The organism is Saprospiraceae bacterium, assembly GCA_016709995.1.
Taxonomy (GTDB): Bacteria; Bacteroidota; Bacteroidia; order Chitinophagales; family Saprospiraceae; genus JADJLQ01.
In genome coordinates this window covers 2,163,812-2,186,949 of the sequence record JADJLQ010000001.1, presented here as the reverse complement: position 1 = coordinate 2,186,949, position 23,138 = coordinate 2,163,812, and the positions used below count along the sequence as shown (strand labels likewise).

The 23,138-nt window shown below is 41.7% G+C and carries 10 protein-coding genes; 7 read left to right on the top strand and 3 right to left on the bottom strand.

The genetic code is table 11. From position 1 onward, the window contains the following. The first annotated feature begins 81 nt into the window (after window positions 1-81). Window positions 82-1,707, top strand: coding sequence for a hypothetical protein (locus tag IPJ09_09175; protein ID MBK7371600.1), 1,626 nt, complete (start codon window positions 82-84; stop codon window positions 1,705-1,707). A gap of 37 nt (window positions 1,708-1,744) precedes the next feature. Here the strand turns inward: IPJ09_09175 and IPJ09_09170 are convergent, their stop codons facing one another. From IPJ09_09170 to IPJ09_09160, 3 genes are read right to left on the bottom strand one after another with little or no spacing between them, the layout of a single operon-like run. Then, entirely contained in the window at window positions 1,745-2,713 is a 969-nt protein-coding gene (locus IPJ09_09170; protein MBK7371599.1) for a YafY family transcriptional regulator, read from the bottom strand. Continuing rightward, window positions 2,710-3,423: a DUF1080 domain-containing protein gene (locus tag IPJ09_09165; GenBank protein ID MBK7371598.1), complete on the bottom strand. Its 714-nt coding sequence runs from the start codon at window positions 3,421-3,423 to the stop codon at window positions 2,710-2,712. Before IPJ09_09165 ends, IPJ09_09170 begins: the two co-directional genes overlap by 4 nt. Before the next feature lie 45 nt (window positions 3,424-3,468). Continuing rightward, window positions 3,469-4,182 (bottom strand): DUF1295 domain-containing protein, encoded by a 714-nt coding sequence (locus tag IPJ09_09160; protein ID MBK7371597.1) that lies wholly within the window; start codon window positions 4,180-4,182, stop codon window positions 3,469-3,471. Window positions 4,183-4,304: 122 nt separating this feature from the next. Here IPJ09_09160 and IPJ09_09155 point away from each other — a divergent pair, with 122 nt between their 5' ends. From IPJ09_09155 to IPJ09_09130, 6 genes are all read left to right on the top strand, one after another. Beyond that, complete coding sequence (locus IPJ09_09155) at window positions 4,305-6,092, top strand: caspase family protein (GenBank protein ID MBK7371596.1); 1,788 nt, start codon at window positions 4,305-4,307, stop codon at window positions 6,090-6,092. A gap of 66 nt (window positions 6,093-6,158) precedes the next feature. Continuing rightward, complete coding sequence (locus tag IPJ09_09150; protein MBK7371595.1) at window positions 6,159-10,772, top strand: AAA family ATPase; 4,614 nt, start codon at window positions 6,159-6,161, stop codon at window positions 10,770-10,772. A gap of 11 nt (window positions 10,773-10,783) precedes the next feature. Further along, window positions 10,784-15,484, top strand: coding sequence for an AAA family ATPase (locus tag IPJ09_09145; protein MBK7371594.1), 4,701 nt, complete (start codon window positions 10,784-10,786; stop codon window positions 15,482-15,484). 182 nt (window positions 15,485-15,666) lie between these two features. Then, window positions 15,667-17,019, top strand: coding sequence for a DUF2236 domain-containing protein (locus IPJ09_09140; protein MBK7371593.1), 1,353 nt, complete (start codon window positions 15,667-15,669; stop codon window positions 17,017-17,019). Between the two features lie 51 nt (window positions 17,020-17,070). Further along, the gene (locus IPJ09_09135; GenBank protein ID MBK7371592.1) at window positions 17,071-17,931 is read left to right on the top strand and encodes a methyltransferase domain-containing protein; all 861 of its coding nucleotides are present in this window, start codon (window positions 17,071-17,073) and stop codon (window positions 17,929-17,931) included. Then, complete coding sequence (locus IPJ09_09130; GenBank protein MBK7371591.1) at window positions 17,928-23,138, top strand: AAA family ATPase; 5,211 nt, start codon at window positions 17,928-17,930, stop codon at window positions 23,136-23,138. The genes IPJ09_09135 and IPJ09_09130 overlap by 4 nt, the downstream gene beginning before the upstream one ends.

The window sequence follows — 23,138 nt, the reverse complement described above, 5'->3', positions numbered from 1 at the left end:
GATCCAGGGCAAAAAATGTAAAATTCAGGCCAAAATATGCTTTACCTTGTAGCTTAATATCATAAGCTTTAATTTTTTTATATGAAAAAAATATTCATTTGTCTAATATTTTGCACTCTGGGTAATTTAGTTTTTGCTCAAAATAACAAAGGCTCTGCTAAGCCTGCTGTGGATAGCATAGCTATGATGAAAGAATTTCAGCAGGAAATGCTCAAAGCCATAGAAGAAGAGTTCAAACCTTCTGCTGAAATAAAAAATGATCAACTGGCAGACCATGCTTTGCCCGTGGAAATCAACGAATCAGTGGCAAAAGAACGAACTAATTTATTTCTATCCAGTTTTGGATTCAGACCATCCCCATTTTCAGGAGAATCAAGCCAGTTACTAATCGAATTTGACAATTTCTTTTTTCCTGGCCCTGATATAGTTGAATACAATATCAAATGGCTGAAAGCATTGGACAAATCCAATAAGGACCATTTATTAGTGGATGAAAATACCAATTCAGACAGGTGGTCCTCGATGACCTATGGCGGTCAAACATTTTTGAAATTAAAGGATACGTTCCAAAATAAGATTACAAAAATAGAAGCTGAAATTTCCATAAAAACTCCTTCGAAACTGAATATCGTTAAATTAGAAAAATCGCAACTCAATAAAACATTTACTATTGGCACTGCCACCGGCCGGTTATTGCGATTGGAAAATGATTTTGCCAGTATATGGATAAATACCGGCTACGAAAATTTTCAATTAATTCCTTTTAATGCCCGAGGTCAGGCGCTTGAAGTATCCAGCAATACTTCTTTTGCTTATATGGCGGATAAAGAAACCATCAAGTCATTGAAGCTTCCCAAAGATCTGGGACCGGGATCATTGATGTATATTAAAGCCAATGGGGTAATCCATCGCGTCGATGTCTATGAAATGGCATTGACCTCAGAGTCAAAAAACAAATTTACCATTCTGCCAACACCCATATTAATCAATGGCGTAGGTACAGTCACCAATGAAAAATATGAAAATTATCTGCCAAAGGATTTTTCTAATCAGGTTGCCGTAGACTCTCTCCAAATAAAAGATAAGACCAGGATTAAAATACGGCGCCTCGTCAGTGATTGGGATAAAACGGTCAGCTACAGACTTGAATACGCGCTGCCATCCGATAATTTATTGATCAAATATGCAAAGGGATCCTTTCTTAATTTGAAATTTTTCAACAAAAAGAAATTGGTGAAAGAATCTGAAATAGACGGATTTTACGACTCTGAAAAATGTATCCTTTATTGTACTCCTCAAAATGAAGAGTATAATGCATTGGAATTTGACGAAGTCCAGGGAACGGTCTCTGTCAATTACCCACAAGCAATAGCCTCCAAGACATTTCTGAAGCCAGACAAAAAGGCAGGCATACTTGCCATGGCAGGTCATAAACTTACCTTAGACAGAGATGCACTGAGCGGGATCGAAGATATTCTAAGCAGCAGTGAGCTCCAGGCTTTAAGAGTCTATGGCAAATCACCCTTGTTTCCATTGAAAAAGGACAGCTATTCCAGCTCCGAATTTAAAGATGAAAAGTCTTTGGATTATTCTTATTACCTGGGAAACATCACTTCGGTACAAATAGATATCCCCACAGGGTGGACAGAAGTTAGTTTTCCTTTTAAGGTGACATTGACCCCGGATAAAACAACCAAAAAAAAGTAATAGATTTCAGGCGCAGTGATTAAAAGCTGAGGTTGTTTTAACATAGCGTATTTCCTAACCTTGCACTAAATCCTTGCACCATTTTGCTTACTTCGTCTTTTAATATTGCTGGCTCTAGAATGTCTGCATAAAGTCCAATCATCATATACCAATGAGCAAACCCCCGCAATGATCCTGTTAGAAAGGTTATTTCAAGTTCGTCTCTTTTAGTTTTTTCCGAAACATAGCCGTTATAATATTTTTGGTCTCCGAGGTACCTTGCATCTTCTTTTTTCATACGGAGAATCACTTGAGTAAGATTTTCTTTGCGTACTATTTTACTGAGATATTTTTTTAGCGTCGGGTGTGATTTGGTAAAACAGTCAGTAGTCGAGGTCAAAGCATCTATCCGATCGATGCGAAAGTCACGATAGTCACGGCGCAACTGACAGTACGCTATGATATGCCAATTATTCATGAGTTGAAAAATACCGATAGGTTCTACTTTGCGATGGAGACTTTGATCCTGGTCGCGCGTTTTATAGCTGAGCAGGATTATTTTTTTATGTGCAATGGCTTCGATAATCGACTGTATATAACCTGCCTGGTGTTGCTGATCTTTTTTGACAGGAAGATATGGATTGGGTAAAACCTGGATATTGTCTTCCAGTGCTTGTAGATATTCTTTATCTGTTTGTCGGAGGATAGATTTGATTTTAAACAAAGCAGATTTATAATCCTGATCGAGACTTTTGTCTGTATGAAGCTCTATTAATTTATCTGCCGTGATCAACGCGGCAGCTTCTTTGTAGGAGAACTGCACTGGAGGTAGCCGATATCCATCCACCATTCGATATCCTTTTCCCGGTTCGCTCAATATCGGGACACCGGTAGCAGTCAATGATTGAATATCACGATAGACAGTTCGTGCAGTGATCTCAAATCTATCGGCGATGTCTTGAGACCTGACCCATCCACCGGATTGTAATTGTATGAGTATGGTAGAAAGCCTTTCGAGCCGATTCAATTGGAAAAAGTAACTATTGGCTTCATCAAGATTTTTCTAAACTCTACTTCTGACCCCTCAGATTGCACAGCAAAGCTGCCCTGGGTGGCAGTAGCATTGTATCCATAATTAACCAAAGTATCATTGAGCCAAACTTTTATCTCTCTCCCCAGGCATTCAATGGTCATATGGTTCCATTCACCCACCGGGTTTTCAGTAAAGTCAGTAAGGTTTTTAATGCGACGATTTTTGTCACCGTCGACGCCCCATTTTTCTTTGGGTCCGCGGCGAGCTTCCATATCCGGTGTTTCGATATCCTCACCAATACACCAAAAGTCCCCGGCATTCTCATGCATCATCTGGACCTCGATAGATTGTGGAAACATAGCATACAACCTGCGGGGAGTGGATACATATACCAATGCCCCACAATTGCCAGGCTCCCCGGCGAACCTGTATTCAAGCTCAATCTGGTAATTTTCCAAAGAGCTGTCTGTGATTAGGTGGCCTCCTGGAGTCCCCAGACTCACCAACATGCCTTGTCGTATGATGAATGGATTGCGTGCAGCAGGATTGGTATCCATTTCCGGTACATCTATATGCCAGCCTGTTAGATCCTGACCATTGATGAGTGAGATGGCTTGCCTTGATGGTTGATGTCGAGCCTCTTTGCATTGAATCAAAGCAAAAATGATCAAAGAAATTATGAAGGGGACATTTGCTTTTTTCATGCGTAGCATATTTGGACTAATAAATTGTGAAAGATAAGAGATCTTTTAGTGACGAAATAATTTAGGCAGCAATATACCTGACCTTTTTTTATACATTTCCCATCCTTCTTTTTTTGAGAGAGACTCATCTTTGAGTATGATGTTGACCGCAAAAAGTCCCAGCCATACCCAGGCCAGGATCAATCCTGCAAGCCAATGCCAGGCCATAAGTCCGTAGGACCCGTAGATCATCATTTCACCGAGATAGTTTGGGTTTCGGGTACGATTGAAAAACCCTTCCATGATCAAACCTGATTTGTATTTGAGTGTATAATATTTCTGTGCATCACTGGCCATCATTATCGCTACACCCAAGGTGTGAAGGGTGATACAAAGGGCCAGATAATAGGGAGGCCATTCAATATTAGGCCCATGAAAAATGGGACTGATCAGTATCCATGGGATTAACCAGTAAAGTCCCAAAACCAATATAAAGGAAAGTAAAGCTCCCCCAATCGTCACAGGTACCTCCCACCGTCGATCTGGAAAGTGATAATGTTTGATCAGCCAGCATAAACCATAAGAACCATGCAGGCCGGCATATACCCATGCAGTGGTAGTATAATTTTCATATATCCACATCAACCATATCACGAAAAGAAAGGTGCTGCCTTTTTGAAAATTAATTACGGTCGATAGTTTAATTAATCTGGGACCACCTAAAAAATCCTGGCTAAGGTATTGGTGGAGGGCTGCTATTTTTTGAACATTGGTAGACATCCAATTTAGGTTTTGATTGTAAAAGTATCGTTTAGAGCTGGAATAAAATGCTACCATTTTCAGGGATTCTTTTAAATCATTCTTTTTATCTAAATTTAAGGTGTATTCAATTTTTATACTTTATGAAACCAATTTACGCCTTGCTCGTAGGTATCGATACTTACCCTCCTGCCGTACCCAAATTAAGTGGCTCCAAAAAAGATGTGCACAAAATCAAATCTTATCTCGAAAGTAATTTTGGTGACAGGCCGCTTCATATCAAAACCCTGTTAGACGAAGAAGCTTCTTACAGTCAGCTAATAGAACAATTCAGGTCCCACCTGGGGCAGGCAGGTCCTGACGATGTGGTATGGTTTCATTACAGCGGTCATGGCTCCCGGCAGTTTTCTGCTCCGGAGTTTGTGCAGCTCAACTCAGGTAAGAAGGACGAAACCTTAGTCTTGCACGATAGCCGGCCTGGCGGAGTAGACCTGGCTGACAAAGAGCTGGCTGTATTACTCAATGAACTGAGCACCAAAAATCCTCATATCCTGGTGACATTAGATTGTTGTCATAGTGGATCCGGTACCCGCGGAGCAGATGAATACATAAAAAGACTTTCTGTCGATCGGGGAGATATCAGGACCATTGACTCTTACCTCAATGGATTCTATAAAACCAGGGGTACTGATGTTCCTCAGGCCAAATATATTTTTTATGCTGCTTGCAATAGATTTCAAAGTGCCAAAGAGACTTTTACAGGAGGAGGGCTCTTTACGGATGTTTTGATCAAAACATTATCTAAAACGAAAAAAGATATTTCTTATGCCGAGCTGCTCATAAAACTCAGACAGGAAGTAGTAGCGATGAAATGGGATCAGGATCCTCAACTGGAGATCGTCGGTGAAATGAATAGTTATTCTCAATTTTTAGACGGTGCACCGGTGCCCAATGCTCCAAAGTATGCTGTCAAATATATCGACGAAACCTGGATGATGGAAGCAGGTCAAATACTGGGAATATCTGATGAATTCAAACTGGTACTTTATCATGACCAGTCGAATGACATCATATCCAAGGCAAAAGTCAGTAAATCAACAGCCCAGTCTTCGATCATTATTCCCGAAAAAGAGCTGGATAAATCGACACTCTATTGGGCAGTACCCATTAATCTCCCGCTGCCATTTGAAGTTGGGTTAAAAGTGGAAGATCAATACCTCAAAAGATTTGAAGAAGAGGCGTCAAAAGTATCCAATGTCAGGTACACCACAGATCAGGTGGAGGAGCAACCGTATTTTATTATTCAGAATGGAGATAATTTCGAGCTCAACGACAAAATAAAAAATCGGGTCCTGTTTTTTGCCAAAATCAAAGAGCCTACCGCAATGTATTTACTTACCGACAAACTTACTCAGATCTCTTCCTGGACCAGGATTTTTTCTTTGCAGAATAATAAATCCATCCTGAGCGATACAGCATTTAAAGTCTCCCTAGAAGTTAAATTGGAGGAAGGTGCTCAGAATTATACCCCAGGAGAAGTCAATATCAAGACAAACAATCAGAAGGTACCATACAAATTATGGATCCAGAATCAATTTACCCAACCTTTAAACTTTTTGTTGATCTACCTTTCCGATCATTACGGGGCTATTCCGTTAAAAAATGAACCCTTAGAAAAAGCAGATGCGCCTACCTTGTTTTGGGGAGGAGGTGAAAACGATTATTTTATAGTTCCTGCTGATGCAAAGGTCTCCAACGACAATTTTTTAATCATCATCAGCACAGAGCGGACAGATGATATTTATTTTCAATTAGAGGAATTGGTTTTTGGGGAATTAAAGCCTGAAAATAGAGCTATACCCGGTCTGAATCGCAATACAAAATTTACAGGGGAGTGGTGTACCAGCAGATTTGTCATTAATTTGGAGTGAATATTGTTTGCAAGTGTCTTACGATGTCATTTCCTTCGATTACCAATTATTTAAAATGCCGATTTTTTGAGCTTCAAACCGGTCATATTCCTGGCATTTGCCAACGATAAAGTAGACAATGCTGCGTACCTTAGGAATCTGTCTGCTGAAATGCATGGTATCAGGGGAGCCCTGGAAAAGGCAGAGATATCCGGCTTGTGCGATGTCGTCATCAGGCCATCCGCTTCGATAAAGGATATCATTGATGCTTTCCAGGATAAAAGATACGGGCCCAGGATCTCTATATTTCATTATGGGGGGCACGCAGATGGATTTTCATTACTATTAGAAGCAGCCGATGGTAGTAAAGAACTCACCCATAAAGAAGGACTTGTGCCATTTCTGGCAAAGCAGGAAAATTTGAAATTGGTTTTTTTAAATGGCTGCTCTTCCGAAGGCCAGGCTAAAGAACTGGTAGCAGCCGGTATCTCAGCGGTCATCGGTACGGTTACTTCTATCAATGACGAAGTCGCTTCAACATTGGCTATTCGATTTTATAGCAGTCTTGGCGATGGCTACCAAATTGAAAAAGCCTGGTCATTTGCTGAGGATCAGATTAATATCGCTAAAGGTACCTCGGATACCCGAGCTTTGTATTGGTCAGGCAAACAAGAGCTCACGGAAAAAAAACCCTGGGTCATTAGATTTAAAGATGGAGCAAAAAGTATTAAAGGGTGGAACCTCCCTGATGTATCGGGCAATGCTTTGTACGGTTTGCCTGATATACCACCCAGTCATTTGCCGGACTCTCCTTTCTTGTCATTAAATCGATATGAGCGCAAGCATGCAGAGGTTTTTTTTGGCAGGTCTGAATACATAAGGAAATTATACGTAGCAGTCAGAAACCAAGATGCCCCTCCGATAATTCTACTTTATGGCCCATCTGGGGCAGGAAAATCAAGTCTGTTGGATGCAGGATTAAAACCGCGACTCGAGAACCGTCTTGAGATATTATACCTGCGTAGAATGGACTCCCTCACTCTCAGTACAACTTTGTATTATGCCTTATTGGAATTGTGTGGATTCACACCACAGGTGAGTCCATTAGGCGCTGAAGCAACTTCCGACGCCACTGTGGTAGATGATCTTAGAGAAATTGAGGAAGTGATCAGCGACCCTTATAAATCAGATATCCAAACCATCATTAATAAAATAACTAACGAGCAGGAGGAATTGACGGACCAAATAATCAAAAAAATTGATCCACCGAAAAACATATTGCAATCATGGAACCTGGCCGAACAAAAACTAAACAAACCCATCCTCATCATTCTAGACCAAATCGAAGAAGCTTTCACCCGACCATTAAAAGAAAATGCAGATGAGTTAAATGAATTATTTGTCAATTTTAGATCCATATTCAGTGCTGGTACACCAATACCTCAGGGAAAAATTATATTAAGTTTTCGTAGTGAATATCAATCTCAAATCGATGAATATTGTAAAATCCATGAACTGCCGAAAAGCAGAGTTTTTTTGGATAATTTCACTAAGGAGGATGTCCTTGAAGTTTTAAATGGGTTTAAGAAATCTCAAAAGCTCAAAGACACCTACAATCACGAGGTAGAAGATGCTTTGCCGCTTATCGTTGCTGAAGACCTGGTAGTCGACCTTGAATCACCTACTTCCCACATGTTGCAAATACTCCTTACCAAAATGTGGAATAGAGCCAAAAGCATCAGTGCGGAGGCTCCTTCATTTAGCCTTGAACTGTATCAAGTCTTGAAAAAGGAAGGCCTGGCAATAGACGAACTGCTCCATACACAGCTAGAGAATATCAACAATAAATACCCGGAGTATTCAGAAACCGGATTTGTGCTGGATGTACTTCATTTTCATTGTACTCCCAATAGTACAGCGGCTATTCAATCTAAGCAGGCTTTGTTGCAGAGATACTCCAATTCAACGGAAGAGTTGCAAAAAGTAATAGAAGCTTGTAAAGAAAATTTCCTGATCGTTGAACTGGGAGGCGATAACCATTCAACTATGTTGGCCCATGATACCCTTGCAAAATCGGTAATAAAACGATCTCTTCTGTCCACCATGCCGATACAACAATCACAGCGATTGTTAAATTCGAAGATGGAAGCGGTACGGGGAGGTTCTCCTACTGCTACGCTAGACCTGTATGATTTAAGACTTATCGAAAGTGTACAAAATTATTTGCCTGCTTTTACAAGTGATGAACTAACATTGATCAATAAAAGTCGAATCGAAGCTGCAAAAAAGGAAAGGGATAAGCAAAGGTATAAATATTTAAAACAATCTATGACCGCAGTTGTATTGGCTGGTTTGTTTTTAACCCTTGGGTTATTTTACAATGCCAAACAGCACCAGAAGCAATCTAATATCAATGCAAAACAGTCAAATATCAATAAACAAGCTCTGAGTTCAACCATCAGTTTGTCCCGTGATCCTACCAATGCATTAAAGCTAGCTTACCAGGGTATGAAAGATGATCCAGGGTATCCGGAGATCAAAAAATCTTTGATTCGGGCCTTTTATAGTTCGATTGATAACCATACACCATGGTATAAAACATTGCTCAAAGGAGAGAGTTTCTCAAAATTAATTGTACATCATGGTCAGAAATTAGTGATTCCTTTTGTAAAATCAGATTCGCTTAAGATTCTGGATTTTGCTGGAAAAAAAATTGGTGCCTTGGGGGTTATAAAGATGCCTATACATGAACATGACACAACTGTGGCGGTGCGCGATATTTATTTTGAAAAGGTTGAGTGGAGCGCAAAAGGTAATCGCCTGGTGGCACTTAATAGCAGTGGTAGGTTGCAATTCTATGATCAGGACTTCATTGCGGATACGGTCATCGGGGCGCAGGACGAATTTGAATTTTTTGATATTTCCAATGACCAGGATGAGGTATTGAGCTATAGTAAATTATCAAAAAAACTGGTAATTTTTAATTTCAAGGGACAGGTTATTAAAACCATCAATGCAGTAGTAAATAATCAAACGACAGTGCCGGTCAATGATATTCATTTACTGTACTACCTGCAAGGTGGGCAAAACATCCTCCTCACAAAAAACTTGGACCCCAGAGCAGAGATTATAAGCCGGGAAGGAATTCATCAGGCTTTTTTGGATTCAAAAAATGGAGTAGTTAAGTTTGTTCAATCCTCTCGATCAGGCGATTTACTTGCTGTAGCGAGAACCACTGGCACAGTAGAATTATGGTCCAAAGCAGGCAGGTTTATAAAAAATATAGTTCCTTCCGACGAATCAATGCCTGGGATAAAGTCATTTAGGACCAAAGATGTAATTCACGTAGATTTTCATCCTTCTGATAGCTTTATATCAATCTGTTTTCATGATGACATGGCAAGAATCTTTAATATTTATAATAATAATAAACCCTTGACTTTAAAACACAATAATTTAGTCACTTTTACCAGATTTTCAACTGAAGATCGGTTCATCCTATCAGGCTCCTCGGATAATACTGCTTCGGTCTGGGATATGAAGGGTACCTTATTGCGAAAATTGCAAGGACATACCAATGATGTGACGGATGGGGCATTGGATGAGGAGGGCGATCAGGTACTCACCTGTTCGCTGGATGGGACAGTTAGGTCCTGGGAGCTTCAAAATTATGAGGATGTTCAACTCTTAGGCCATACTGGTTCGGTGACTTATCTGGATATAGACCCTTCAGGAAAATATTTGGTCTCTGCAGGGGCCGATCATACTCTTCGACTGTGGGATCTCGAAAACAATCGCGAAGCTCATATGATAGACCTTGGTGCCCAGGGTGTTCGATACGTGATGTTTATTAATAATGAAGAAGTACTTGGCATCACTAACTCGAACCAGGCATTCTTGTATAAAAAATTTATCCCAAAGGTTATTTATTTTGTAGGGCATAATTCACCGATCAAATGGGCTGGAGTCTTAAATGATCATATAGTCACAACAGCTGAAAATGAAACCAGGTTTTGGTATAAAAATGGCAAATTAATCCGTGCACAGCCCTCCTCTGTGGAGCTGATGGATATTGCTTTATCTTCGGTAGACACTTTAGCAGCGGTTGCTACAAATTCGGGTGCCATCATTTTGTATAATGACTTGGGCATAGTAATAGACACATTAAGGAAGCACACAGATGGCATCAATTATATCTCTTTTTCACCAGATGGTAGATACCTGGTGTCCTCCTCAAAAGATAGGACCGCTGCTATCTGGGATATGACATCATCTTCGGTCATTGCTCGTTTGGCTAGAATCAATTGTGCTCCATATTATGATTGTCAGGTCAATACCGGCAGTTTTTCTTTTGATAACAAGTATGTAATCACCACTTCTTCAGATCGCACGATCCGTATCTGGGATTTGAAGGGCAATTTGGCTACCAGTATGACAGGTCATGGTGATTTGGTGGTTGATGCATATTATTCACCGAATAGCTCCATGGTCTATTCTTTTTCCAATGATAGGACACTAAAGTTATGGGATACGGACGGTTCAGAAATTAACACTTTTAAAGGACACTCAGGCGCCATAAATCATGCAATAATGGATAACAGAAATGAAAAAATATATACTGCTTCTGACGATGGAACCATCAGGGTCTGGCTGACTCCGACAGGGGTTTTTCAATATATGATCAAAACAAATAAATTTTAAACTGCATATTATTGAGCTTCAAACCCATCATATTCCTCGCCTTTGCCAATGATAAAGTAGACAATGCTTTGTACCTGCGCAACCTATCTATCGAATCACATGGTATCAATAAAGCCCTGGAAGCTGCAGCCCGCAGCGGCTTATGCGAAGTAGTAGAAAAATCGTCCGCATCTGTGGATGATATTGTGGATGTATTTACCGATCCAAGATATGAATCCAGAATTTCTATATTTCACTATGGCGGCCATGCCAATGGATTCTCCTTATTATTGGAAGCCTCCGACGGATCCAAAACGTTGACCCATAAAGATGGCTTAGTGCCTTTCCTGGCCCGTCAGGAAAATCTTAAATTAGTATTTTTAAACGGCTGCTCTTCCGAAGGCCAGACAGCCGATTTATTAAAAGCGGGCATTCCTGCCGTCATCGGTACCACCACCGCTATAAATGACGCCATTGCCACTGGGCTGGCCGTCCGGTTTTATGGTAGCCTGGCCGATGGGTCTGGTATAGAAAGGGCCTGGGCTGACGCGACAGATCAGGTTAAAATTACCAGTGGCACCTCGGATACGAGAGCGCTTTTTTGGGAAGGCAAAAAAGAAACGACAGATCATTTTCCATGGGTGATTCAGTTTAAGCCCGGAGCTGAGATGACCAAGGCCTGGAACCTGCCCGACATCTCAGGCAATCCACTATATGGCCTTCCCCCCATCCCGGCAACATTTAATCTACCGGAATCACCGTTTTTATACCTCAACCGGTATGAGCGCAGACACGCTGAGGTCTTTTTTGGAAGGTCCAATTATATCCGTTCATTGTATTACTCTGTCCGGGATAGCCAGGCTCCACCTATTATATTATTATATGGACAGTCGGGCGTAGGCAAGTCCAGCCTGCTCGAAGCAGGCCTTCAACCGCGCCTGGAGACTGCGTACGAGATTCTTTATTTGCGCAGGAATGGGCAGATCGGTCTGTGCAATACCATGTATTATGCGCTGCTGAAGGCTGCCGGATATCCTATTGAGTTCGACACCATGATCGAGGACTTGCCGAACAAAACAGACCATGTGATCGATGTGCTGAAAAGTTTAGGTCAGGATCTCGGAGAACAGTATAAAACGGAGATTCATAGTTTGATCGACAAAATTGTTTCTGGTACTACGGTGCCGGAAACGCCCGCTGGTGTCACACCTGCCCCGCCAGCTACAATGACAGAAGCCTGGAAAGAACTTGAGAAAAAATTAAATAAACCCATTCTCATCATCCTTGACCAGGTAGAAGAAGCATATACACGCCCCAACGAAATATTGGGCAACGAAATAAACGCGCTCTTTATAGAACTTAAAAGCTTGTTTAGTCACCCAGGTAATGTGCCTCAAGGTAAAATCATCCTCAGTTTTCGCAAAGAGTATCATCCAGAAATAGAAGAATATTGTAAGAATTACGAGCTACCGCGTAGCAAAGTATTTATCGAACATATTACGAAAGAGGATGTGTCAGAAGTATTCAAGGGATTCAGTGAGAGCCCCAGACTAAAGGCCCGTTATAATCTAACCATAGAAGACGGGTTGCCTGATGGTATTTCGACGGATGTGTCAGCTGACAAAGATTCTCCGATCGCCCCGATGCTCCAAATTCTCTTGACAAAAATGTGGCTCAAGGCTATATCCATCAATCCTGATGCACCCGTGTTCAGTCATCAGATCTACCGTGATCTCAAAGAAGAGGGCCTGGCCATGGACGAATTCCTGCAAAACCAGCTGAATTTCATCAAAAAGAAACTGCCGGAGATTTATCAACAGGGTTTTGTCCTGGACTTGCTCCATTTTCACTGTACGCCTAACAGTACCTCGGCTGCACGAACTGGAAAACAATTGATGGAACATTATCCTTCGGCTACCGACGAGGCCAGCACCGTGTTAAATCTGTGCGAGGAATATTTTTTGATCACCGACCTGGGCGGTACTGAGTATACCGCGATGCTGGCGCATGATACCCTGGCTAAGTCGGTGACCAAAATGCAGCAACGATCCGCCCAACCCCTGCAACAAGCCAGGCGGGTACTCGCATCCAGAATGGAGGCTGTCCGCGGCGGATCTGAATTTTCTACCCTCGATGAATGGGACCTGAAATTGATAGATGGCGTAAAAAAATTCTTGCCTGCCTTGGCGGCAGATGAATTAAAATTAATAGAAACCAGCCATAAAGAGATTCTCAAAAAACAACGGGAGAAAAAATTACTGAGTTATTTTAAAACTGCGATCATTCTGATTTCAATCATTGGAGCCTTGATCGTGGTAAGATTGTGGATAAAGTCTAAACGGCTTGCGGAGGATTCATACATCAACCATATGGCGGCAGCCTCTGCGGCCAATCTGAACAAAGACCCAACCCTGGCACTGCATCAGGCAGCCGATGGTTTGAAAATAAAGGAAGAAAAATCCAATGCTGAGATCAAGAAATCTTTAGCTCATGCGTTTTACAGCTCGCTGAATTACCGCACACCCTGGTACCGCACCTTGGCCGACTCAGGATTGAGTTATACAGCACTTATAGCTCATCAGGGGCAAAAACGGCTAATACCCTTTTCCGAGACGGATTCATTGCTGATACTTGATTTTGAGGGGCACATCATGGGCAGCATGAGTACCCAGCGGACTGAGCAGGATAATATGAGAGAAATGTTCAAACAAGCCATTTTCATGCAGAATGTATTTTTTACTAAAGTTCAATGGAGCCAGGATGGCCAGCATATCATTGCACTGAATAATGAAGGCTACCTCCAAATCCATGATCAAAACGGAAAAATATTAAGGCAGATAGGAGCAGCCCGGGAATACAATGCGATGGATGTATCGCCAGTCAGTAACCTTTTCATCGCCTATTCTGAGGGCGGCTACTTTGAGGGAGCTAAGAACTGCCTCCGGACATTTGATATGAATGGAGGCCTTCAGGATAGCATTCAGGTATCCTCCAAAATTTTACAAATCAGCTTTACTCCTGATGGTCAGCAAATTGTCATCCTTTCTATGGACCAGGCACTTGCTAATCCTTTTGCTAGGGTTCCTATTATGTCTAACGATTCATCTCAAGTCACTAACCAACTGGAAGTGCTGGATCTTGCCGGTCACAGGCAGGTGATGCTCGATGCTATTCCAGGCCCGATCAGTATAGTGAAGACATCCACTAATGGGAGTTTGATCGCTGCAGCTACCCCTGCCGGTATACTGGTCTGGGACAAAAATGGCAGTCTGATCAAAAAAATTATGCCCGCAGTGAACATGTCATTTCCTGGCCGGTTAGCGACTAAATCCAATGAAGTACTCGATATGTCTTTCCAACCCACAGATAGTCTGATTGTCATCGGATTTCGTGGCAATGAAGCCCGGATTTATAATGTGTTTAATGAAAGTTTCCCGATGTCTTTATCCCACCAATATGTAGTGACTTCGACATCTTTTTCTGCAGACGGGCTTAGGATATTAACCTGTTCGGGTGACAATACGGCATCTGTCTGGGACCTGCACGGCACAGAGCTCTATAAATTGAAAGGGCATACCAATGATGTCACCGATGGTTTTTTTTCACCAGACGGCCAACAGGTCATTACCACTTCTCTGGATGGCACGGTCCGCCGATGGCAGTTAAATAATTATCAGCTAGAAGTATTGTCCGGGCATAAGGGACCGGTCAATTATATCGATTTGGACCCTACAGAGCGATACCTGGTTTCGTCAGGAGCAGATCATACCATGCGATTATGGGATGTCAAAAGCAAAAAACAAATAGATACAATCGATTTGGGGGCTCAGGGGGCCAAATATGCCACCTTTATCAATGAAGACGAAGTCTTGGGGATAAATCAAGTCAATGAAGCATATTTATATCGACTCTCTGACCGTCACCTGGTCAAATTCATCGGTCATCAACTATCGATCGAATGGGCTGGGGTGATTGGTGATCATGTCATCACAGCCGGCAAGGATCGACGCCTCATCTTTTGGAATAAGGACGGCAAGCCGTTCAAGACTATTGACTCGAAAAATGGCGAGTTCCTCAGCCTGGACATTTCTCAACAGGATAGCCTGGTAGCCGCCGGGAGTCAGGATGGACATATTTTATTGTATGATTACGATGGCAATGAGGCCGGCATGTTATCAGGTCATTCGGATGCTGTTAATTATATAGATGTCTCCAATGATGGTATGAAAATGGTGTCCGCATCCAGGGACCGATCGGCCATCATCTGGGATTTGAAGACTAAAAAGGAGATCGCAAGGCTGCAGCGGATTCTTTGTGCCCCCTATAATGATTGCCAGGTCATCTCCGCCAATTTTTCCAATAATGGTCAGATGGTCGTCACTACCTCTTCTGACCGGACTATCAGGATCTGGAGTATATCGGGAAATCTCCTGGCCACACTGGTAGGTCATACCGATGCCGTCGTGGATGCCTATTTCGACCCGAATGATCTCATGATCTACTCTTTTTCATCCGACCATACACTGCGTCTCTGGGACCTTCATGGAACAGAAATCAACGCTTATACCGGTCATACGGCGCAAATCAATAGCGCTACCATGGATAGGGAGATCAATCATATTTATTCGGCTTCTGACGATGGCACGATACGGATGTGGCTTACGCCTTTCGGGGTGTATAAGTGGATACAGGATAATCAGTTATTTGATAAGAACCATGATCACTTGAATTAGAATAAACTCCTTTAAATATCTATGAGCTTCAAACTGGTCATTTTAAATCCAATAAAACATTCCAAAAACCCAGTGATAATTCACTTTATGGTAAATGGTTGAAACTCTTAGAGTGGCTTGGATTGAGCTAACACATCGAAATATTTTAACTAAATTTATACCCCAACTTAAAAAACCAAATTATGGAAAACGAAATAAATGCAAACTCCTGGAATGACTCAGACTTAAATGAATTCCGACAAATCATGGACCCTGATGCCGATGCAGCAGTCCAATCCTTATATAAATCCGTTCGATTCAAAACGGACCGGGATGAATTGAGAGCCATGGCAGCTAATGATGCTTTTGTGCCGGCCGATCTGCCGGATGATTTGCGACTATTTGTAGAAAAAGAATTGTCTACCACGTTCACAGCTGACGACATCTCCAAATTTGAAATGACCCGCGAAATCTGGAAAGAAAATGGAGTCCAGTTCATCTTCATATTGTTCTTCAGAGCACTCCCGTACACTTATATGGCGGAGAAACCGGCCAATGTCCTGCGACTGACCAAACTCCTGGAAGATCAGCCTACCAGACGAGTATTCGAGACAGCCCAGTTCGTGTTTGATATCATGGACAAAGACTGGTGGGATCCAGAGCATCGCGGTATCCTCACCGCGCTCAAAGTACGCATCATGCATGCTGCTATGCGCTACAACCTATTGACCAACCCCGAAGGAGAGCCCTGGAACAAAGAAGCCTGGGGTATGCCCATCAGCCAGGAAGACCTCATCGCTACCAATCAGTGTTTTTCCCTTGAGTTTTTTAAAGGCTTGGACATGCTGGGCCAGCCCCTCAATGCAGAACAACAGGAAGCCTGGTTTCATACCTGGAAGGCTATCGGTAAGATCATGGGGATTGAAGATCGATTATTGGCCAATAGTGTGCCGGAAGCCTGGGATTTGCAGCTGGCCATTTACAAACACCTTTTTTTGGATATAGATCATGCATCCGGTATCGCCCTCGCGAAAGCGTTGGTAGAGTGCATTTCTACCTTTCTGATCAGTACCAAGTTTACACTCATGCTGATGAAAAAGATGATCAAAGATGATAATTATCCTGATTTGTTCTTTGAAGTGTTGGGCCCCTCCTTTGGAGCACAATATCCTTCCTTGTTTAAAAAATCAAGAGGGGATGAGGCAGAAGACGGTGAAACTGAAGAGCAATTAAACGGTGAATTCCATGAAGAGCTCATGAAATACAACGAATCTGTCAAAAACTATCGGACAGATCAAAAACTGACCGATCCTACCACTTCAAGAGGGGATGGAGATAAAAATTTAGTCGATTTTCAGCTCGATGTATTTGATGAGGTTTTGCAGGACCTCGATCCAAACAATCCCAATTCCAGGGGCATAAAAGAGGAGATTATCAAAAAAGCAATGAGCTCCATCGGTGGCGTGGTCGTCGGTATTTTAGCCAAATATTTTAGGGAAGGAAAACAATCTGGTTTTCGCATCCCAGTCGACCTAAAAGAACATTGGGCACTATAATTGTAGTATTGAGTTTTAGGCCTGATTTGCCAAAGCAATTTTATTGTATAAATGACTGATCTACAGAAAAGTATCATTTCGTATTACGACAATACCTGGTTTGATTACCGGGTACTATGGCTTAATAAAAGAGATCGGGCGGTACATTTTGGATATTATGAGACCTTTACGGAGACGCATTCTCAAGCACTAAAAAAATTGAATTTGATATTGGCCCAAAAGGTCAATATTATGGCTGCCGACCATGTTTTGGATGCAGGGTGCGGGCAAGGGGGAAGTACCTTTTGGGTCGCTGAAAATATTGGAGCTCGGGTGACGGGTATCACCCTGGTGCCGCATCAGGTGGAGATAGCCCGGCGCGAAGCTGAAAGTAGAGCGCTGACCTCTTTAGTTGACTTTTCTATACAAGATTATACTCAAACTATTTTCGATGACGCAAGCTTTGATGTAGTCTGGGCTTGCGAAAGCTTATGCCACGCAGGACGAAAAAAGGACTTTTACAGGGAAGCATATCGATTGCTAAAGCCCGGAGGGAGATTGGTAATCGCAGAATACATCCGACGGGGCCGTAACTTGGCAGTAGAAGATGAAGCTATTCTGCAGACATGGTGTTCGGGCTGGTCCATGCCAGATCTGGATACCTGGGATGAGCACTGGAGTTCCATGCAGGAGGCAGGATTCACTGACATTGACCCAAAAGATGTCACAGCGCATGTATCGCCTTCTCTAAATAAACTCTTTAAAATGTCCAAAAGCCTCCTTGGTTTGGGTAAGTTTCTTCATTTTACTAAAATCAGGAATGATGTCATGCATGGCAATCAAGTGGCTTCGGTAGCACAATTTGAAGCACTGTCCAGGAATCTTTGGTATTATTGTATTTACTCTGCTACTAAACCGACCGTACCCTTATGAACGAAAGCGGCTTATTTATTCCAGAAGGATTTGATCCCTTGGTCACTATATACAAAGACGAAGGGCATGAAGTGATTAAAGCCATTGACCTAAAAACCAATCAGGAAGTAGTCCTTAAAATAAATAGACCGGAGAACAAGGACATACTCAAAATTTCAAAGCTTAGTCATGAATACAATACACTAAAGAAGCTCGATCATGATGGTGTGATCAAAGTATACAATTTATATTCTAAGCTCAAATCAGTCTGTATAGTTGAAGAATATTTTGATGGCGAATCGCTTAAGTCGAGGTTGTTTAAAAAGCCGATATCACTTCGTGAATTTTTCCATATTGCCCTGCAGCTCACTGATATTTTAGCCTATATTCATTCCCATGGCATCATTCACAAAGACATTAATTCTAACAATATTCTGGTGTCCGAGGCCAATAAAGTCAAACTCATAGATTTTGGTATCAGCACCAATTTTATGAATGAAGAACAAGAGATCCTCCTGCCCGATAGTATCGAAGGTACCCTGACTTATGTCTCTCCGGAACAAACAGGACGCACCAGTTATTCGATTACTCCGGCCAGTGACCTTTATTCATTAGGCATTGTCTTTTATGAAATGCTGAGTGGCAAACCCCCATTTGATTCGGCAGATGCGCTGGAGGTCATCCATTTTCATTTATCCCGGATACCGGCCTCCCTCAAAAAAATTATCCCGAATATTCCAATTGGATTGGATCTTTTAGTTTCTACGTTGCTTGAAAAAATTCCCGATGACAGGTATCAAAGTGCTGCCGGGATCCGCCACGATCTCAAGATCCTCGAAAGCCAGATTGAATCAGGACAGCTTACTAATTCGTTTAAAACAAGATTACAAGATAAAGCAGGCAAATTTCGTAAAACCCAGCGCTTATATGGCAGAGAAACAGAAATAGCTCAATTATTAGCTAGTTATGCCAATTTGGCGCATTCCAGGTCCATGTTGGCTTTGGTTGCAGGATATTCCGGCGTCGGAAAGTCAGCGGTGGTAAAACAGATTCAACGACCGGTAATAGAAAAAAATGGTCTTTTTATTTCAGGCAAATTTGATCAATTCAAAAGAAACATACCCTATTTCGCATTCATTGAAGCCTTTGATAGTCTGATCAAAAACATCCTGGCCGAAAGTGATGAAAGTATCCAGATCTGGAAAGCAAAGTTTTTAGATGTCCTGGGTTCCAATGCAGTGTTGATCAATGAGGTATTGCCCAATCTCGAATATATCATCGGTAGTCTTCCCCCGTCTGAAAAATTACCGCCGGCAGAACAGGAGTATAGGTTTAGATTGGTATTGCTGGATTTTATTTATTGTTTTACTTCCTCAGATCATCCCCTTGTGATTTTTCTGGATGATTTACAGTGGTCTGATCTGCCTTCGTTAAATTTGATAGAGCGGATCCTAACTTTGAGGAGGTCGGTTGGTGACATCTTGATCGTCGGCGCATATCGCAATAATGAAGTGAGCGAAATGCATCCACTGTCCTTGTCCATTCAACAGATCAAAAAAGAAAATGTCAATGTTGTAGAGATTGACCTGAAGCCTTTGGATGAAGACACCACCATCCAGATAGTCGCTGATTCTTTTGGTATGAGTCTCGATCAGGCAAATGAGCTCGGCAAACATGTTTTTATTAAGACACAGGGCAATCCATTTTTTATCAATCGTTTTTTGCAGTCATTGTATGAAAACAAATTGGTCTACCTTGATCTTCAGGATCGTTGGACCTGGGATCAGGATAAAATAGAGCGTCTTTCGTACACAGACAATGTCATAGATCTGATGTCGAGAGAATTGATCGCTTTGCCTCTTCAAACGACGGAGGCTCTAAAATTTGCAGCTGTCCAGGGCAATTCATTTAACATCGCCACCCTCGCAGCGGCCATGCAGATCAGGCAAAAAGATGTATTCCAGGCTTTACAACCAGCTTTGAATACCGGCTATCTGCTTTCTATAGATCTTAAGTATCGTACATTTTCGCTTTTCAATGAGGGAATAAATAGTGATTTTGAGTCCGAATCAGAAAATCTGGGTATAAGTTTTAAATTTCTTCACGATAGGGTACAGCAATCTGCATATGCTCTGATACCGATCAACGAACGTAACGATATCCATCTGAAGACAGCCAGAATATTGCATTCCAGAATATTACCTGAAAAATTAAACGATGCCTTATTTGATATAGTCAGTCACTACATCCAGTGTCTCGATCTTATTACCAACCCAGCTGAAAGAATATCCGTTGCAAAGCTTTTCCTAAAAGCAGGTGAAAAAGCCAAGGATTCTACTTCTTATGATGTTGCCATCAAATACCTGATTGCAGCCAGAGATTTTTTGCCCACCCAATCCTGGCAGTCTGATTACAACCTCACTTTTGATATACTCTCACAGTTAAGTGAAAGCGAATCCCTGAATGGCAATCACACAGGTGCCGAAGAACTTTTCGGACAGCTCTTGAAATACGCCAGAACAAACCTAGAAAAGCTCAAAATATATTATATCCATGCAGCGCTGTATTTAAAAATAGGCAACACTCAAAAATCGCTTTCCCTCGGAAGAAAAGCGATGAGTCTGTATGATATTCACTTTCCTGAAGGTAAATGGGCTATTCAGACCAAAGCATCTTTGGAAGTAGCCAAATATCTATTATTGTTCTCCACCAGGTATAAGGATAAAGAAAAATTATACAACCTTCCGGAATGTAATGACCCTGAAATCATCGCTATCAACCAATTTTTGATAGATATAGCCACCAGTGCCTACCAGGTCGATCAAAATTTGATGGTCATAGTAGTATTGAGGATTATCAGGCATTATTTAAAGTTTGGGTTTACAGATGCCTCAGGCTGGGGTTTTTCCGGCTTTTCGGTGATTGCCTATTCAGGAATCGGGCTCTCCAAAAGAGGGTTTGCCCTTTGGGATATTACCCGAAAACTGCACCAGCGCACAAAGAGTTCTATAATTAAAACGAAACTGGATTATACAGTCAATGCGTTTTATAACCAATGGAAACATCCTTTGACAGACAATTTGGGTGACATCGTTGACAATGTCAAAGCTTGTCTGATGAATGGCGATCCCAATTTTGCAGGCTATGCCATTTCATTGTTTTTTTGGAAAAAATTAAGTGGTGGCCTTAGGCTCACAGATTCTTTAGAGAGCACATCCGAATACATCGAATATCTTAAAGACAATAAAATCGATGCCGGTATCAATTTTATTAGCCCTTCCATTCAATTAGCCAGGGCTTTGACTGGGACGACTGATGCTACTGGCGAATGGGACAGTGGTGATTTTAAAGAGATTGATTTTTTGAAAAATATAAAGGAGATTGGCAATCAAACTAATGTTGCTTTTTATTACAATTTTAAGCTCCCTTATTATTATTATTTCCTCAGGCACGAAGAGGGACTAAAATGGGCTGATGAAGGTGATGATTTACAGGTATTTATTTTGGGCCATTATTTCCTTTCAGAATGGTACTTCTACTATAGCCTGTTGATATCGTCGCAGTTTCACACATTTGACCTTGCCCAAAAACGGAAGTACAAAAAAATATTAAAAAGAAATCTAAAGTGGTTCCATCATTGGATTAAAGGCTGTCCTGAAAATTTTCAACAACAATTATTAATCCTTCAAGCTGAAGAGAGCTATATGGCCGGTCGCATTGCAGAAGCCATTAAGTTATTGGAGCAGGCGATTGTAGCAGCGACCAAACATGGCTTTACCCAATTTGCAGCCCTCGCCAATGAAAGAATTGCCCAACATTTATCTGGGGTCACTAAACAAAGCAATTATTATCTGAAAGATGCTTATGACTTGTACGATCAATGGGCTGCCTTTGGCAAATGCAGACATATGATGATCGCACGACCCGATCTCTTCAACGAGAGGATCATCAATCAGTCAGGTTCTACCAGAACTAACTTCTCCATAGCTGCCCTGGATTATAGTTCTTTAATCAAAGCTTCACATAGCATTTCCAGCAAAATCAAACTGGATGAGCTGATTCAAAGACTCATGAGTGTACTTTTGGAAAATGCCGGAGCTCAAAGAGGTGTTCTCCTCATACCTAAAGAGGCAGAATTGTATATAGTCGCAGAGGGTCAGGCTGGTCCGGATCCAATCCAAAGCAATATCTCTATCCCGCTTTCAGACAGCAAATCAGTGCCGCAAACTTTGATAAATTATTCCTGGCGGACCCAGGAAGTCAGAGCGATCAACAATGCCCTTCGGGATGAAATCAGCCAGAAAGACGATTATGTGATTGACCATCAAATTAAATCCATGATTTGTATCCCACTTTCCAATAAGGGCAATAAAGTTGGACTTATTTACTTGGAAAACAAGCTTTTAGAAGGCGTTTTTACAGCCAATAAACTTGAGGTGCTCAATATGCTTTCGGGGCAGATTGGTATTTCCATTGACAATGCTTTGTTATACGAAAACCTGGAATCCAAGGTAACCGAACGCACAAGAGATCTTGAAAAACAAAAACTTATCGCCGAATCTCAAACCCAGGTTGCTCTTGAACAAAAACAACTGGCCGAAAGTGAGCGTAAAAAATCAGACATTCTGTTACTCAACATCTTACCAGACGAAGTAGCGAGAGAATTGAAGACAAAAGGTGAAAGTGAAGCTAGACAATTTGGCAATGTCACTGTGATCTTTACTGATTTTGTCAATTTTACTACCATCTGCGAAAGTTTATCTCCTATCCAGCTGGTCTATGAACTCAATAAGTGTTTTGCTGCTTTCGATCAGATCATCGATAAACATGAATTGGAAAAGATCAAAACTATTGGAGACGCCTACCTGGCAGTAAGCGGCCTGCCCAGAATCTTCGAAGACCACGCTCTCAAAGCATGTCATGCAGCTATTGACATATTAAATTGGGTCAAAAACCCTGATAACAATTGTTTGTTTGATATCCGTATCGGCATCAACAGTGGTCCTGTCATTGCTGGTATAGTTGGTTTGAGGAAATATGTCTATGATATCTGGGGGGACACAGTCAATACCGCTTCACGGCTGGAATCCTCTTCCGCATCCGGCAAAATCAATTTGTCAGAGTCTACTTATCAAATGGTCAAAGACCAATTACCATGTGAATACCGCGGTAAAATTCAAGCTAAAAACAAGGGTAGTATAAATATGTACTACGTTAAACTGGCCTAG